Genomic DNA, 14653 nt, shown 5'->3' with positions numbered 1-14653 from the left:
TGCTCAGATCGTGAACGCGAGATTGGCGATGATGGGGGCGGCGAGGTCGGCGTTGCCGGAGACCGCGACCGCAGCGGGATCGGCGTTGGCGCGTCCGCCGGCGAGTCGAGCGAATTCGATTGTGTCGCAGGCCAGCACGACATCGGGCTGCCGGTCGAGCCCCGGCACCAGAGCCGCCCGGCCATCCACCGCGACATCGATAGCACGATTCAGCAAGCCGGACACTGACATTCGCACCGCTGATCCGTCCGGCGTCCCGGCCTTCTTGCCGACCACGTACGGCATGATGTTCGCAATCTCCGAGTAGGCGACGTCCGCGGTCTCGGCGTCCGACGGGGCCGGCAGGCCGAGCGCGTCCCGGATGTCCACCTCGTGCATCCAGCAGTCGAACACCCGGATCCGCATGAATCGCCCATACGTGTCCGGCCCGGCCGGCGTGAAGCCCTGCACCGCAAAGGATTCGTCGGTCGCCTCGGCCAACTGTGCCCGCCGCGTGGCAGTGACCTGACGGAAGTCGGCGAGCAGCTGTCCGGTGCCCTGTGCGCGGTAGTGCAGGATCCACTTCTCGTTCAGGGCGCCGATGTCGTTACGCACATGATCGAGTTCGGTGACGTCGACGTCCGGCTCCGGCGGCTGCTCGCCGAGCAGGAAGCGCTCCGTGCCGATGATGTGCGCCACCAGGTCAGCGACTGACCACCCCGGCAACGACGACGGAGAGCGCCACCCCGCGTCGTCCAGCTCGGCGACCAGACCGTCGATGGTCGCCCACACCGAATCCAGGGCCGCGACAACGGCCGGCCGATCCACGATCGTCGTTCCCATGCCCCGAACCTACGCGATCGCGCGCCTCGGAACCGGCCGTTCGCGGTCACTACGGGGCGCTCGGAGCCCCCACGGTGGCGAGCCATTCGTCGAAGCCGATGCGGCCGCGCCGGCTGTTCGGATCGGTCGGCAGCAGGCCGCCCGACGCCATCGCCTTGGCACCGGAACCCGGCATCCACAACGGGAGCACCACCCGATGCGCGCCCCGCGCCTTGACCAGTCGACGCGCGAGATCGAGCATCGACTCGACCTGCGGCCCGGCGATCTCGACCATCCTCTGCGGCGAGGAGGTGGCGATCTCGGCCAGCGCCTGCCCGACCTCGCTGACCGCAACGGTCCGGCTCTGCATTCGTGGAATGAACGCGACCGGGCCGGGCGTCAGCTTCAGCACCTGATCGGCGAACTCGTGGAACTGCGTGGCGCGCAGGATCGTGTACGGCAAGCCGGATTCACGAACGATCTTCTCCTGCACCAGCTTTCCCTCGTAGTAGCCGTAGTCGACCCGGTCGATGCCGACGATCGACAACGTGACGAAGTGCCCGACACCGGCCCGGGACGCGGCGGCGGTCAGGTTGCGGCCGGCGGTCTCGAAGAACTTCACCGCCGTTCGGCGACTCGTCGTCATCTTGTTGGTGGCGTCGACCACCGCATCGACCCCGGCCAGCGCGGCATCCAGGCCCGCGCCGGTCAGTACGTCGACTCCGGTCGAGCGCGCGAGCACGACGGGCTCATGTGCCGCGGCGATCAACGCCTCGACGACTCGGCGACCCGCGACTCCTGTACCTCCGGCGACTGCGATCTTCATCGGTTCATCCTCTCGCTTCACGATGGGTGCTCGCCATATCGACGGGGTACAACCGAAAATCGTGACGGTCGCCTACGGTGAAAGTCATGTCCGTCACAGTCATCGCCAAGATCACCCCGCAACCCGAACACCGCGACGCCGTCAAAGCGGCACTCCTGGAGGTGATTCCGGCAGTCCACGCCGAGCCGGGCTGCGAACTCTACTCGCTGCACGAGGCTCCGGAGGGTTTCGTGATGGTGGAGAAGTGGGCCAGCGTCGAAGACCTGGGCGTGCACGGCAAAGCGCCTGCGCTGACCGGCCTGACGGAGAAGATCGGCACCCTGCTCGCAGGTCCGCTGGAGGTCACCGTCGCCAACCCGATCCCGGCCGGCGATGCCGACCGCGGCGCCCTCTGAACCGACCCACAACGCACGAAGAGCGGGTTGCAGGGTATCCCTGCCACCCGCTCTTTCGTACCGAGTCCTCCCCGACCGCCAGTAGTGTTGCTGCACCGCTCGGAGCGATGTAGCCCCCGACCACTACCGGACGACCCCTTACTCGATGGCCGACACGACACAACGGAATCGGCCGACGGCCCCCGCCGTACGGCCCTTCGACTCCGACCCCTCGGTCGTGCTGGAGTACGCACGACATTACCGAATGCGTTATGAAATGCAAGCCTTGTGTCAAAAATTTATAACGTACTGGGCACTTGATACTTGAATCTGTCCGCCACCAGCCGGTAGTGTTTGGCCATGCTTAGTATCAACCGCCCCGAGGCCTACCTGACCAGGATGCTTGAGCGCGAGATCAACCAGCAGGAGGTCGCCGATCTACTCGGCGTCACGCGGCAGACGTACAGCAACCGCTGCCGCAACGGCACGATGACCTCAACCGACTTCAGCGCGATCGCTCAGCACTTCGGTGTCAACCTGGTCGGGCTGCTCAACTGGTGCGGTGTCATCGACATCGCCGATGTTCGCGATTTCATGGACCTCGTCGAGGGTCGGGTACCTTCCGGCGAGGGCCGTTCAGCGTCGGCTGCCGCAGTTCTCACGCAGCCCACCACGGCTACTACGACCGCCAAGCAGGTCGGCAAGCGCCAGCGCGAAGTGTTCATCCGCGGAACACACGCCTACTGACACTCAGCTGTTCCTCCGGCGCCACCATCGGGGGTGGTCGGCGGCCCCGATTAAGTTGTAGGACCCATGCCAATCCCCGCCTTCATCGCGATTGTTGCGATTATTGCGGCGCTGCTCATCCGCCATGCCACGTGGTCGAGTCCAGCCGAGCGCGGAATCACCATCAACCTGCTGCTGCAGGGATGCGCCGTGCTGCTGATGCTGCCGGTCACGAACGACACTCTCGGCCAGTGGCTGTACGACCGCACCGGCTACGGCAACCTCACCAATCTGATCGGACACGACTGCTATGTGGTGGCGGCGTCGTCGATCCTCATGACCGCGCTCTACATGCGCAATCCTGACGAAGAGCTCCAGCGCAAGTTCCAGCAGCGCGTCGAACTGCCCTGCCTGCTCATCATTCCCGTGATGCTCGCGTTCTTCTTGGCCGACGGGAAGCAGGAGCAGGCGCACGACTTCTTCGCCGTCGACGACGGCGTCTGGCTGGTCTGGTACTGGCTGGCGCTCACCGGCGTCCTGGCCTACGCACTCGCGTACAGCGCATACCTGTTCTGGCCGGTGCTCTACGAGACCAAGATGCGGACGATGGTCGCCGGCTACATCCTGGCCAGCGCGTGCGGCGTGCTCGCCTGTGCGGTCAAGGCCGTGTCGGCGATGTTCAGCGTCAGCCCGGCAACCGCGCCCGCGGTCTGGGCCTTTGCCACCGCCTGCGGCGCCGGTTTTGCCGTCACCTCGGCCTGGGACTGGTACAACCACTGGCACCGGAGTGTGGGACGCGTCAGCGTCTACTGAGACGCCCGTGCGGTGCCCTCGGCAGGATTCGAACCTGCGACACCGGCTTTAGGAGAGCCGTGCTCTATCCCCTGAGCTACGAGGGCTGAAACAGCCGTGTCGGAGTCTACGTCAGCGGCCGCCGACGATCCCGTCAGCCCAGCGCCGTCGGGTTGACCATGAACGTCAACTCCGACAACATCGCCCGGGTGGACAAGAATGCTCCGGTCTATCTCGGCCTCGGCGTCGGACCCGGACTGGGCCTCGCCGCCGCCCGCCGGTTCGCGCGGGCCGGCCATGTCGCCGTGCTGGGCGCCCGAAACGCCGATCGGGTCGCGCAGCTCGCGGCCGCGCTGACCGACGAGGGGAATAACGCCGAGGGGATCGCGGTCGACCTGTCCAGCGCCGTCGACACCGAACGCGCGGTCACGGAGGTCGCCGACCGGTACGGCCGCATCGACGTGCTGCACTTCAACCCGAGCGCATGGCGCGAGAAGGATCCGCTCGAGCTGACCGCAGACGAACTGCTGGCCGATCTCGCGCTCGGAGTCGCCGCACTGCTCCCGGCGGTCCAGGCGGCTCGGCCCGCACTGCCTCCCGGCGCTCGCGTCCTGGTCACCGGAAGTGCCGCGGCCGACAAGCCCTGGTTCAAGGCAGCGTCCCTCGGGGTGCAGAAGGCCGGTCTGCGCAATCTCACCCGCAGCCTCGACACCGCCCTCAAGCCAGTCGGCGTCCGCGCGGTCTGCCTGCAAATCGACGGCATCCTCGCCGACGAGGGCGAGTTCTCCCCGCCGCCGATCGCGGAGGCGATGTGGCAGGCCGCTACCCGCCCCGACGAAGGGTGGACGTCAGACGTCGCATATCCGCCGACCGGCTCAGCGTCCTAGCTGCAGGGCAATCAGCGCAGTTCGATGGCCACCAGTACCCGGCCCGCATCGTCGCGCGTCGCGACCGCATGACCGGATCGATCGCCCTCGGGTAGGCGGACGGTGAGATCCGCACCGTCGCCGGTGAAGTTGCGCCACCACGTCTTCTGATCGGGCATGGCCACGGCGACCTGCAGCGTGTTCTCGCCGCTCCGCCGATATCCCACCGGCAGCTCGAATGACTTCCCGGAGCGTCGGCCCCGATAGACCAGCACCGTCATCGACTTGGCGGCCAGGCCCGACAGCCCCGGGATGCGCAGGATGGGCATCACGACCGAATTCATCGCCTTCGCAACGCGCTGAAAAGTGTTCATGGACTTACGCTTTCGTTCGCATCGGACTGGACTGAACAGAGCCCGCTAGGAGTCGAACTCCCGCTTGATATTCGCTAGCGACTTCTCCAGGTCGCCCTTGATCACTTTCGCCGCGGCCTTGCCGGCCAGGCCGATCAGCGGCAGTCCGCCGAGATTCGCCTCGATGCCCACGGCCGAACCCGACTTGGCCGGTTTCACCGACAGGGTGACATCGGTCTTCACGCCGCCCTTGCCGTCGCCCTTGAGCGTCACGGTGCCGGACGACGAATCGTCGGCCGGCGGCTGGTACTCGGAGATGGTCCACTCGAACCGCACCCGAGTGCCCTTGGCCTTGATGATCGACGACAGCTTGGTGCCGGCGCCGATCTCGTCGGGAGCCGGGAGCGGGCTGCGCCAGGTCTCGTGGATGGTGAGCCAATCACCGAACCGCGACAGGTCCGAACACGCCGCCCACGCCTGGGTCGGGCTCAACGACAGATCACCGGAGACATTCACCTTCGCCATGCCTGCTATCTAACCCCAGCTGCGGTCAACTCCCGGCAGGACAGGTGTTCGGCGCCGGACGACCGGCGAAGCGACCCCGTAGCCAATCGATCTCCTGCCCGGAACGGCCGACATCGGTATGCCCCTTACCGGGCACGATCTCGGAGTCGATGACGTCGCCCAACCGGCAGGCACGGCCGATGGCCGCCGTGGTCCACTCAGCATTGACTATCTGGTCCTGGTCGCCATACGCGAAGTACAGCGGTCCGGCGGCTCGTCGCTGCGGCAGGGCACGCGCCTGCAGCATCGGTCGCACCACGTCTCCGGCCGCGTTCGTCATCGCCGCGTCCCCGGGCTGGAAGCTGAGCGCCGCACCGATCCGCGACTGCAGGTAGCCCGGGCCGCAACTGGTGAGGGTCGCCTGGTTGGCGGCGATCTCGCCGCGGAAGTAGTCGGCCTCGTTCAGCTGCGGATACTGCGCCTTGAGACCGTCGAAGATCACGGGGAGGAACATCTTCTGCGTGGTGGTGTAGACCGTCGCGGCGCCGCGCACGACCGGTGAGATATCGGCCGCCGGCGCCGAGCCGGTCGCGCCGACGAACCGCAGGCCACTGCCGTAGTCGCCCGCATACTCGGCTGATGCCCACGCGGCCTGGCCGCCCTGCGACGATCCGATCGCGGCCCAGGTGGCGCCGATGTCGGCGAAGGTATGGCGCGCTGCACGGACAGCGTCGATCATGTTGAACGCGGCGGTGCGCGGCTCGAGATACGGATGCGGCTGCGCGTTCGGGACGAGCGTGCCGAGGCCCTGGTAGTCAGGAACCGCGACGGCCCACCCCTCCTTCAGCAGCGAGGCGACCGTGCCCGCGCCGCCCAGCAGATTCGCGTAGCCCGACGGCCCGCAGTTCGGTGCGGTCCCGGTGGTGCCGTGCCCGTACGCGACGATCGGCCAGCCGCCGGCCGGCGGAATGCCGTTCGGTATCAGTACCACCCCCGACACCTGCGTGCCGAATTCACCGGTGGCCGCGCCGGGACGGTAGCCCGCGGTCGACCGGTAGACGATCCGGCGGCCGCGGTACTCCGTAAGGCCTCCGCCTCCGGAATACGACTCCTGCCGGATCAGCGCACCCCGATCGGCGGCACTCGGTGCCGCCGGCAACGCCGACGGCTGCTGGGGCGCCGTCGTCCCGGCGGCGGTTCCGGACGACGCGGCCGGCTCCGGATTCGACGAACCGGAGCCGCAGGCAGCCACCAGCGTCAGCAAGGCCGCCGAAAAGCACACCGCCGCAACCGGACTGATCCGATTGCGGCGGTGCTGCAGATTATTGCGAGAAATCAGCTCGGCTGACCCTCGCTCTTGTCGGCCTCGCCGCCCGCGAACTTCTTCGCGGCGTCGACACCCTTGTCGACCTGACTGTCGAACTTGCCGCCGGTCGCCTTCTTGACTGCGTCAGCGCCCTTCGCCAGGCCGTCCTGGCCAGTCTTGGAGCCGAGGAAGCCCTTCGCCTTGTCCACAAGTCCCTTGATGTCGGCCATGATGCCTTCCCTTGTCAGTGGAGCGGAGATTCTGCTCGATCTCCAATATATGTCAGTGCCGATCTTCCCACCGAGCAAGAATTTTTGGCCCGATTCGCCAGCACAGTTCGACGAGCACGATCCCGACGACGCCGCAGACGATACCCAGGGAAGTCTTCGCGGGGTCGCTCGGATCGAGGAAAAACTTGTGGCGAGTGAATGGCATCGTGAAGATCAGCAGATACGCCACAATGCACGTCCCCAGCAGGATGTACTTCCACCAGTTGAGGGGCCGGGCGACCATCACCAGCACCCAGAACGCGATCATGATCAGCGTGATCAGCGCGGTGGTCGACGCCTGCATCTGCGCCGGCGTCATCTCCACCGAGTCCTTGCTGCCCAGCGCGTTGGCTTCGCCGCCGGGATTGACGATCAGATAGCAGACGAATGTGCAGAGCCCGGCCACGACGCCGGACGGGATGGCCAGCCGCAGCACCCGGCGGACGAAACCGGTGCGGGCCCGCTCGTTGTTCGGCGCCAGCGACAGGATGAACGCCGGTACGCCGATCGTGAACCAGTTGAGGATCGTCACGTGGATCGGCTGGAACGGGTACGAGACCGGTGATGCGCCGGCCAGCTTGGCGATGACCCCGGCGACGCCGACGATCATCGCCAGCAGCACCGCGTACACCGTCTTGGTCAGGAACAGATTCGAGACGCGTTCGATGTTGCCGATCACCCGCCGGCCCTCGCCGACCACGTACGGCATGGTCGCGAACTTGTTGTCCAGCAGCACGATCTGCGCCACCGACCGGGTCGCCGAGCTGCCCGCCCCCATGGCGACGCCGATGTCGGCGTCCTTGAGCGCCAGTACGTCGTTGACGCCGTCGCCGGTCATCGCGACGGTGTGGCCGCGCGACTGCAACGCCGTCACCATCGCGCGCTTCTGATCCGGCCGGACCCGGCCGAAGGTGACACCGGACTCGACGGTGTCGGCCAACGCCTCCTGATCGGTCGGCAGTTCGCGGGCGTCGACGGAGGTCTCCACTGAGCCCAGCCCCAGCGACGCCGCCACCGCGCCGACCGACACGGCGTTGTCGCCGGAGATCACCTTCACCGAGACGTCCTGCGAAGCAAAGTATTCGATCGTGTCCTGCGCGTCCGGGCGCACCCGCTGCTCCAGCGCGAGCAGCGCCTCCGCACGCACGGTGCCGGGCGGTGCCAGTTCCGTCGGGCCAGGCGCGTCGACCGGCTGGTCGGTGGAGGCGATCAGCAGGATCCGCAGTCCGCCGGACCCGAGTTCGGTCGCCGCCGCGGCGGTCTCGCTCGCCGGGTCGAGCAGCATGTCGGGCGCGCCCAGCAGCCAGTTCCCCCTGCTTTCACCTGTGTCACTGTCCTCGAAGGAGATTCCGCTCCATTTCTTGGCGGAGGTGAACGGCGCGATAGCGGTCGAGGTCCAGCCCGGCGAGTCCGGGTTGGCCTCGGCGATCGCCTGCACGCTGGCATTGGGCCGGGGGTCGGCGGCGGCCAGCGCGGCCAACGCCTCCGCGATCCGGGCCGGGTCGGCATCACCGACCGGATTCACCTCCGACAGGCGCATGCCGTTCTCGGTGAGGGTGCCGGTCTTGTCGGCGCACACGACGTCGACCCGCGCCAACCCCTCGATCGCCGGCATCTCGTTGACGAGGCAGTTGCGCTTGCCCAGCCGGATCATGCCGACCGCGAAGGCGACCGACGTCAGCAGCACCAGACCCTCGGGGATCATCGGGACCAGCGCGCCGACCATGCCGAGGATCGACGACTTCAGCCCGCTCTTCGAGATGTAGAGCTGGTTGACGATCGTCAGAATTCCGGCCGGAATCAGCAGCCAGGTAATGAATTTCAGGATCTGGTTGATGCCGCTGCGTAGCTCGGAGTTGACCAGGGTGAACTTGCTGGCCTCCTCGGCCAGCTTGGCGGCGTAGGCGTCGGCACCCACTTTGGTGGCCCGGTAGGCGCCCGAACCCGCGACGACGAAGCTGCCGGACATGATCAGGTCGCCGGGCGACTTGTCGACCGCGTCGGCCTCACCGGTGAGCAGCGATTCGTCCAGATCGAGCGCAGCGCCCTCGACGCATTCGCCGTCCACGACGATCTGGTCACCGGCGGCGATCTCCAGGATGTCGTCCAGGACAACCTCGTTCGGCGAGATCTCGACGGCGACGCCATCGCGTCGAACGACCGGTTTGGTCTGGCCGACGATCGCCAGCTTGTCGAGGGTCCGCTTGGCGCGGATCTCCTGGATGATGCCGATTCCGCTGTTGGCGACGATGATCAGGCCGAAGAGCCCGTTCACCAGTGAACCGGTGAACAGCACCAACGCGAAGAGGACACCCAACAGAGCGTTGATCCGGGTGAAGATGTTGGCGCGCACGATGTCCCACACGCTGCGGCCCGAACGATCCGGCAGCTCGTTGACCTGCCCGGCCGCGACCCGCTCGGCGACCTGGGCGGTCGTGAGTCCGGGATCGCGCGCCACGGACGTGCCTATTTGCCCGGCCTCCGGCTCGCCCACTGTCATCCCACGGCCTCCCACCACTGTTGATCCGTCGTTCCCGGGCCGGTGCGCGCCACCACGTCGATCCGGCCACCGGGTTTCGGCGTGTACACCGTGAGCCCGTCGGCCGCTGCCCGCAGCCGGCGGACCGGGTCGTCCCACTCATGGGTGGCCAGATTGAAAGTGGCCCAGTGGATCGGCAGCAGCACACTGTCCGCCGGGCGATCGCCCCCGAGCGCCCGATGGATGCGCACCGCCTCTTCCGGATTGGTATGGATATCGGGCCACATGGGGCTGTAGGCGCCGATGGGCACCAGCGTCAGCTGGAACGGTCCGTGGGCCGCACCGTGATCGATGTACGCGTCGGTGTAGCCGGTGTCGCCGGTGAAGAAAGCGTTGTGCCGCGGACCGGCGATCGCCCAGCTGGCCCACAGCGTGGTGTTGCGCCGCAGCGCCCGCCCCGAGAAATGCCGGGCGGAGCAGGCGTCGAAGGCGATGTCCCCGACCGTGATCCGCTGGCCCCAGTCGGCCTGGTGGATGCGGTCGCCATCGATTCCCCAGCGGCGCAGGTGCGCGCCGACCCCGATGGGGGTGACGAACTGCGCGTCCGGAAACCGGCCGGCTAGGTCGATCACCGATGGCATGTCCAGATGGTCGTAGTGGTCATGGCTGACGAGCACCACGTCTATCGGCGGCAGATCGGCGACGGCGCACGGCATCGGATGCATTCGGGCGGGCCCCAGGATCGGCGACGGCGAGCAGCGCTGCGAGAACACCGGGTCGGTGATGATGCGGGCGCCGTCGACCTCGAGGAGCGCGGTGGCGTGTCCGAGCCAGGTCGCCGCCAGTTCGGCCGGCTCGGCCGGGCTGTCGACCGGCAGGAGCGGGATCGGCCGCCGCGGCGATCCGGTCCGTCCCCGGCGCGCCATCTCCAGGGCCGCCCCGCCGCCGTTCTCCACCTGCCGCGACGGTTCCAGGTTGGCGAACACACCGTCGCGCTGGTGCGGGGAGCCCGCGATATCGGCGACGATCTGCGCCTTCGACGCGCCCATCGCGTCGTAGGTGGCGCGGCCGGAGTTCAGCAGATCACGGGGCCGCTCGGAAAGCTTGGATAGCACAACACTGCAGCCTACCGATCGATCCGGCGATCCCGACGTTCTTCATCCGCAGGGGATACGGCCGGGTCACGCGGGCCACATCGGACATCTGTCGGCGTGCGCGGCCGACGATCGACGCATTCTTCGCCTGCCGAAGCCGGAAAGTACTGTCATTTCCGGACTTTGGGGCCATCCGGGCAGATCGGCGCCCACACTGAACCCCCAGGAATCGCCTCTACTATCGCCGCCATGAATCTGCGACGACCGACCCGCGGCACCCTCGTACTCGCCACCATCGCGACCGTGACCACCGCAACCTTCGCCGGCGCCGCCGCGGCAACGGCGTCCGCGGCGCCCGCCGCGGGGGTGAGCAGCGTGTCGTTGACCGGCAACCAGCTGCGCATGACCCTGCGAGTGATCGATTCGCATTCTGCAGCCGCCGGCGCCATGACACCGACCGCCGTGGTCCTGAACCATTCGGCGATCGTCTCCGAGCGCGCCGATCTGACCTTCACCGGGAAGACGACGGGCGGGAACATGACCGCCGGGTATCTGGTCGGCTGCCAGGTCAATCTGAGCAACGGCATCAACGTCGGGATCTCGCCCAACGTCGGCCTGAGCGGGAGCTACACGCCGGGCGTGCCGTCGGACGACTACGCGGGCCCATCGGTCGGTCTCGGCGGCAGCATCTCGATGTCACTGGTACCTGGCCAGGTCACCACCGCCACGATCATCAACACGTCGCTCGGCAGCGGAATCAGTTCGCCGTATCAGGTGGCGCACAACGGAACGGCGTTGAACCTCTCGCAATGCGGCGGGCGCGCGTCGGCCGTTCCGTTCGTCACCGCGACGCTGAATTCGAACTCCGGAACCCTGCAGACCACCGCGTACGGAACGCAATTCGACTTCTGACCGCCCACGGCGGGTGTGACGGCACTCACCCAGCGTTTCTCGCACCCGCCGGAACCCCGTCGGCATTCTCCCCGACTAGTGGATGTCGCGCGTTTCCGACGACCACTGCAATCACCCGAATCCGGGCCGGTGTCGGACGCGTTGTTCATCACCCGCCATGAGGAGAGAAATGCTGACCCGCCAATCGATCGTCACAGCCGTCATCACCGCCGCCGCCGCGTCCACCGCGGTCGCCGGAATCGCCGGTGCCGCACCCGCGCACGGGATCGGTACCAGCACAGTCTCGCTGGACAACAGCCCGCTCACGATGACGGTGCAGGTGATCGATTCGCATTCGCGTCCGGCCGGTCAGAGCACCCCGAACGCGGCCCTATTCAACCATGCTGCAACGGTTTCCGAGCGTGCCAACGTTCGCTTCAACGGAAAGGTCAGCGGCGGCCAGATGGTCGCGGGCTACCTCATCGGGTGCCAGGCCGATCTGAGCAGCGGTCTCAGTCTCGGCGTCTCCCCTGGAATCGGGCTGGGCGCCAGCTTGGGCGCGTCCCCCGGCTCCAACAGCCTGAGCCCCTCGGCGAACCTGGGCGGCAACATCTCCCTCACGCTGGCTCCCGGAGAGGTCACCGCGGTCAAGGTCATCGACGCCACACTCGGCGACCATGCCACGTCGCCCTACCAGGTCGAGCATGCCGCCACCGCGCTGAATCTGTCGCAGTGCGGCGGACGCGCATCCGCGGTCCCGTTCGTGACGGCGACATTGAACTCCGATGCCGGCACGCTCCAAACGACCGCGTACGGAAAGCAATTCGACTTCTGACCACCCGGGATCGGGGGCGATGATCGCGGTCATCGCCCCCGGTAGACCGGCATGCGCTTCTCGATCCGAGCGCGTTTACCCTCCTCGAGATCCTCGCTCTCCCAGGCACGCATCATCGATTCCAGGTGCGCCGCGGGGGCCGCATCGCGCGTACCGTCGTCGTTCAGCACCAGCTTGTAATGCTGCAGCGTCAACGGCGCGAGCACGGCGATCGTCGCCGCCCAGTGCTGCGCATCGGCGAGGTCACCGATCTTGTTCGCGAAGCCGAGTTCCCATGCGCGATCGGCGCTCAACGACTCGCAGGCCAGCGTGATGCCGCGGGCCACGCCGCCGCCGACCAGCGACACGAGCCGCTTGATGGTCCAATCATCAACAGCGACACCGATCTTCGCCGCCGGTATGCCGACCATCGACTCCGGTGCCATCACCCGCAGGTCGGCGGCCATCGCCAATTGCAGCCCCGCACCCAGTGCGGGGCCGTTCAGCGCCGCGATGACAGGAACCGGCACGGAGTCGATCACGCGCAGCATCGCGAGCAGCTTCTCGAGGAAATCCTGGTCGTAGACCGGGCCCGACAGGTCGGCGCCCGCGCAGAACACCGTGCCCTGCCCGGTCAGGACGATCACGCGGGCTCCGGCGTCGACGGCGCCGGTCACCGCAGTCGCAATACCGTCGACCATCTCGTGATTGAGCGCGTTGCGTTGTTCGGGGCGTTGCAGCTCGATAGTGGTCACATCACCGGTACGACTGACTCCAATCATGGCGCTCACCGTACTTGAACCGACATCGCATACCGTGAATTTCATGGCGGGTGCAGATGTCGACGTAGCGGTACTCGGCGCGGGGCAGGCCGGTTTGTCGGGTGCTTACTATCTGGTCAAATTCGGCGTCGATCGCTCGCTGATCGTTGATCACTATGAGCGGCCCGGCGGCGCCTGGCAACATCGCTGGCCGACGCTGACCCTCGCCACGGCCAACCGCGTGCACGATCTCCCGGGTCTCGGGATCGTCGAGGCGCTCGGCACCGATTGCGACGCGCTGCCGGCGGCGAGTGCGGTCCCCGAGTATTTCGGCCAATACGAGGACAAGTTCGGCATCGAGGTCCAGCGGCCGGTGCATGTGCGCCGCGTCCGTCCCGATCCGGCGGGCTTCGCCATCGACCACGTCCGTGACGGCCGCGACGCGACCGTGATCGCCAGCACCCTGATCAACGCCACGGGCACGTGGGATCGCCCGTTCATTCCCTTCTTCGCCGGCCGCAACACCTTTCGCGGCACGCAGTTGCACACGCACGACTACCGTGGGCCCGCCGATTTCGCCGGACGCCGCGTGCTGGTGGTCGGCGCCGGCATCTCCGCGGTGCAGCTGCTGATCGAGATCGGCCGGGAAGCCCCGGGCGCACAGACCTTCTGGTGCAGTCGCCGAGAGCCTGTCTTCGACCCCGGCCCGTTCAGCCCGGAGCGCGGCCGGGAGGCGGTCGCGCGGGTGGAGCGTCGGGTGCGCGCCGGCCTGCCGCCGACTTCGGTCGTTTCGGTGACCGGCCTCCCGGAGAACGATTCGATCCGGGCCGCCCGGCGCGACGGGCTGCTGCGGTGGCGACCGATGTTCACCGCGATCGACGCGGATGGCGTCACCTGGGATACGGGCGAACGCTTGGATGTCGACGTGCTGTTGTGGTGCACGGGTTTTCGCAGTTCGCTGGACCACCTCGGACCACTGCATCTGCGCGAGGCCGGCGGCGGCATCACGATGACCGGCCGGTTGGCCACCACCGTGGCGGCCGACCATCGCATCCAACTGCTCGGCTACGGTCCGTCCGCGTCGACCATCGGCGCGAACCGGGCGGGCCGTGAGGCGGCTCGGAATGTGGCTGAGTATCTGGGCCTGACCTGACCTAACGCGCGCCCGAGGCCGCGCCGCCGAGCATCGACAGCATGCCCACCACCAGGCGCACCGCGTCGACCGCCGGGGCCACCGACACCGTGGGATCGACCGCGCGCTGGATCCCCAGACCGATGCCGGTACTGAGCACGAGTTCGGCCATGTCGTCGATCGACATCTGCGCCAACGCGATTCGCTCATCAGTGACACCGAGCTCGGTGGCGAGCGTCTGCAACATCGCCGCCACCTGCTGCTTCATGTCCCTGCGGAGCCCGATCTCCATGGCCGCGAGTTCTTCGTCGCGCCAGACCCCGGCGGCGAACTCCATCTCGAGCCGGGTCCAGCCGACATCACCCACGGTGTGCTCCAGCCATTCGTTGATGCGCTCGACTCGGTCGGCGAGCGGCGCGTCGGTGGCGACGATTGCCTCGATCTCCGCCACCTTCTGGTGGTGGATATTGTCGAGAACCGCGGCACAAAGGCTCCGTTTGTCCGTGAAGTTGGAATAGACGGCGCCCTTCGAATAGCCCGCAGCCTCCGCGATCGCATCCAGACTGGCGCCGGTATAGCCATCGGCAAGAAACCGCTGCTGCGCGACTTGCAGCAGGTCAGCGCGGGTGCGGGCCTGCCTTTCGGCGCGGGTCAACGATGCCATG

General features: G+C 67.4%; 17 protein-coding genes and 1 tRNA gene. 7 read left to right on the top strand and 11 right to left on the bottom strand.

Annotation, left to right across the window (positions count from 1 at the left end; genetic code table 11):
* Window positions 1-3: 3 nt before the first annotated feature.
* Window positions 4-822 (bottom strand): maleylpyruvate isomerase family mycothiol-dependent enzyme, encoded by an 819-nt coding sequence (locus tag G341_RS0107070; protein ID WP_018178418.1) that lies wholly within the window; start codon window positions 820-822, stop codon window positions 4-6.
* Between the two features lie 49 nt (window positions 823-871).
* The gene (locus G341_RS0107065; protein ID WP_026303357.1) at window positions 872-1627 is read right to left on the bottom strand and encodes an SDR family oxidoreductase; all 756 of its coding nucleotides are present in this window, start codon (window positions 1625-1627) and stop codon (window positions 872-874) included.
* An 86-nt stretch (window positions 1628-1713) separates the two neighbouring features.
* Between G341_RS0107065 and G341_RS0107060 the strand changes: the two genes are divergently transcribed.
* The 3 genes from G341_RS0107060 to G341_RS21310 all read left to right on the top strand — a co-directional run bounded on the left by G341_RS0107060 (window position 1714) and on the right by G341_RS21310 (window position 3540).
* Window positions 1714-2022 carry a putative quinol monooxygenase gene (locus tag G341_RS0107060; protein WP_026303356.1) on the top strand — a complete coding sequence of 103 codons (309 nt, stop codon included), beginning with the start codon at window positions 1714-1716 and terminating at the stop codon, window positions 2020-2022.
* 339 nt (window positions 2023-2361) lie between these two features.
* On the top strand, window positions 2362-2748 hold the full coding sequence (locus G341_RS0107055; RefSeq protein ID WP_081622454.1) for a helix-turn-helix transcriptional regulator: 387 nt from the start codon (window positions 2362-2364) through the stop codon (window positions 2746-2748).
* 66 nt (window positions 2749-2814) lie between these two features.
* Window positions 2815-3540, top strand: coding sequence for a hypothetical protein (locus tag G341_RS21310; protein ID WP_018178414.1), 726 nt, complete (start codon window positions 2815-2817; stop codon window positions 3538-3540).
* Between the two features lie 13 nt (window positions 3541-3553).
* Here G341_RS21310 and G341_RS0107045 read toward each other — a convergent pair.
* A tRNA-Arg gene (locus G341_RS0107045) sits at window positions 3554-3626 on the bottom strand.
* 72 nt (window positions 3627-3698) lie between these two features.
* On the opposite strand from G341_RS0107045, the gene G341_RS0107040 reads away from it, so the two are divergent.
* Complete coding sequence (locus tag G341_RS0107040) at window positions 3699-4406, top strand: SDR family oxidoreductase (RefSeq protein ID WP_018178413.1); 708 nt, start codon at window positions 3699-3701, stop codon at window positions 4404-4406.
* A gap of 11 nt (window positions 4407-4417) precedes the next feature.
* On the opposite strand, the gene G341_RS0107035 is transcribed toward G341_RS0107040, so the two are convergent.
* The 6 genes from G341_RS0107035 to G341_RS21305 are packed head-to-tail and all read right to left on the bottom strand — an operon-like array spanning window position 4418 to window position 10411.
* Window positions 4418-4759, bottom strand: a complete 342-nt coding sequence (locus G341_RS0107035; protein ID WP_018178412.1) for a nitroreductase/quinone reductase family protein — start codon at window positions 4757-4759, stop codon at window positions 4418-4420.
* A 45-nt stretch (window positions 4760-4804) separates the two neighbouring features.
* Window positions 4805-5263, bottom strand: a complete 459-nt coding sequence (locus tag G341_RS0107030; RefSeq protein ID WP_018178411.1) for a type II toxin-antitoxin system Rv0910 family toxin — start codon at window positions 5261-5263, stop codon at window positions 4805-4807.
* A 25-nt stretch (window positions 5264-5288) separates the two neighbouring features.
* The gene (locus G341_RS0107025) at window positions 5289-6524 is read right to left on the bottom strand and encodes a lipase family protein (RefSeq protein ID WP_018178410.1); all 1236 of its coding nucleotides are present in this window, start codon (window positions 6522-6524) and stop codon (window positions 5289-5291) included.
* A 53-nt stretch (window positions 6525-6577) separates the two neighbouring features.
* On the bottom strand, window positions 6578-6778 hold the full coding sequence (locus G341_RS0107020; protein WP_018178409.1) for an antitoxin: 201 nt from the start codon (window positions 6776-6778) through the stop codon (window positions 6578-6580).
* Between the two features lie 52 nt (window positions 6779-6830).
* The gene (locus tag G341_RS0107015; RefSeq protein ID WP_018178408.1) at window positions 6831-9317 is read right to left on the bottom strand and encodes an HAD-IC family P-type ATPase; all 2487 of its coding nucleotides are present in this window, start codon (window positions 9315-9317) and stop codon (window positions 6831-6833) included.
* On the bottom strand, window positions 9314-10411 hold the full coding sequence (locus G341_RS21305) for an MBL fold metallo-hydrolase (RefSeq protein WP_018178407.1): 1098 nt from the start codon (window positions 10409-10411) through the stop codon (window positions 9314-9316). The genes G341_RS0107015 and G341_RS21305 overlap by 4 nt, the downstream gene beginning before the upstream one ends.
* A 228-nt stretch (window positions 10412-10639) precedes the next feature.
* On the opposite strand from G341_RS21305, the gene G341_RS0107005 reads away from it, so the two are divergent.
* On the top strand, window positions 10640-11302 hold the full coding sequence (locus G341_RS0107005) for an MspA family porin (protein ID WP_018178406.1): 663 nt from the start codon (window positions 10640-10642) through the stop codon (window positions 11300-11302).
* A 169-nt stretch (window positions 11303-11471) separates the two neighbouring features.
* Window positions 11472-12116, top strand: a complete 645-nt coding sequence (locus G341_RS22970) for an MspA family porin (protein ID WP_018178405.1) — start codon at window positions 11472-11474, stop codon at window positions 12114-12116.
* Window positions 12117-12145: 29 nt separating this feature from the next.
* On the opposite strand, the gene G341_RS0106995 is transcribed toward G341_RS22970, so the two are convergent.
* Entirely contained in the window at window positions 12146-12877 is a 732-nt protein-coding gene (locus tag G341_RS0106995; protein WP_018178404.1) for an enoyl-CoA hydratase, read from the bottom strand.
* A gap of 43 nt (window positions 12878-12920) precedes the next feature.
* Between G341_RS0106995 and G341_RS0106990 the strand changes: the two genes are divergently transcribed.
* Complete coding sequence (locus G341_RS0106990) at window positions 12921-14009, top strand: FAD-dependent oxidoreductase (protein ID WP_043450895.1); 1089 nt, start codon at window positions 12921-12923, stop codon at window positions 14007-14009.
* Window position 14010: 1 nt separating this feature from the next.
* Here G341_RS0106990 and G341_RS0106985 read toward each other — a convergent pair whose 3' ends face one another.
* The gene (locus G341_RS0106985) at window positions 14011-14652 is read right to left on the bottom strand and encodes a TetR/AcrR family transcriptional regulator (RefSeq protein WP_018178402.1); all 642 of its coding nucleotides are present in this window, start codon (window positions 14650-14652) and stop codon (window positions 14011-14013) included.
* Window position 14653: the final 1 nt, after the last annotated feature.

Source organism: Jongsikchunia kroppenstedtii DSM 45133, assembly GCF_000380485.1.
In the GTDB taxonomy this organism is placed as follows: domain Bacteria; phylum Actinomycetota; class Actinomycetes; order Mycobacteriales; family Mycobacteriaceae; genus Jongsikchunia; species Jongsikchunia kroppenstedtii.
Note: the sequence above shows the minus strand (reverse complement) of the source record. Positions and strands in the feature narration are given on the sequence as shown.

Bases quoted from the DNA above. Each gene is read 5' to 3' on its own strand.
- G341_RS0107070 (WP_018178418.1), bottom strand. From the start codon at position 822: ATGGGAACGACGATCGTGGATCGGCCGGCCGTTGTCGCGGCCCTGGAT.
- G341_RS0107065 (WP_026303357.1), bottom strand. From the start codon at position 1,627: ATGAAGATCGCAGTCGCCGGAGGTACAGGAGTCGCGGGTCGCCGAGTC.
- G341_RS0107060 (WP_026303356.1), top strand. From the start codon at position 1,714: ATGTCCGTCACAGTCATCGCCAAGATCACCCCGCAACCCGAACACCGC.
- G341_RS0107055 (WP_081622454.1), top strand. From the start codon at position 2,362: ATGCTTAGTATCAACCGCCCCGAGGCCTACCTGACCAGGATGCTTGAG.
- G341_RS21310 (WP_018178414.1), top strand. From the start codon at position 2,815: ATGCCAATCCCCGCCTTCATCGCGATTGTTGCGATTATTGCGGCGCTG.
- G341_RS0107040 (WP_018178413.1), top strand. From the start codon at position 3,699: ATGAACGTCAACTCCGACAACATCGCCCGGGTGGACAAGAATGCTCCG.
- G341_RS0107035 (WP_018178412.1), bottom strand. From the start codon at position 4,759: ATGAACACTTTTCAGCGCGTTGCGAAGGCGATGAATTCGGTCGTGATG.
- G341_RS0107030 (WP_018178411.1), bottom strand. From the start codon at position 5,263: ATGGCGAAGGTGAATGTCTCCGGTGATCTGTCGTTGAGCCCGACCCAG.
- G341_RS0107020 (WP_018178409.1), bottom strand. From the start codon at position 6,778: ATGGCCGACATCAAGGGACTTGTGGACAAGGCGAAGGGCTTCCTCGGC.
- G341_RS0107015 (WP_018178408.1), bottom strand. From the start codon at position 9,317: ATGACAGTGGGCGAGCCGGAGGCCGGGCAAATAGGCACGTCCGTGGCG.
- G341_RS0107005 (WP_018178406.1), top strand. From the start codon at position 10,640: ATGAATCTGCGACGACCGACCCGCGGCACCCTCGTACTCGCCACCATC.
- G341_RS22970 (WP_018178405.1), top strand. From the start codon at position 11,472: ATGCTGACCCGCCAATCGATCGTCACAGCCGTCATCACCGCCGCCGCC.
- G341_RS0106995 (WP_018178404.1), bottom strand. From the start codon at position 12,877: ATGATTGGAGTCAGTCGTACCGGTGATGTGACCACTATCGAGCTGCAA.
- G341_RS0106990 (WP_043450895.1), top strand. From the start codon at position 12,921: ATGGCGGGTGCAGATGTCGACGTAGCGGTACTCGGCGCGGGGCAGGCC.
- G341_RS0106985 (WP_018178402.1), bottom strand. From the start codon at position 14,652: ATGGCATCGTTGACCCGCGCCGAAAGGCAGGCCCGCACCCGCGCTGAC.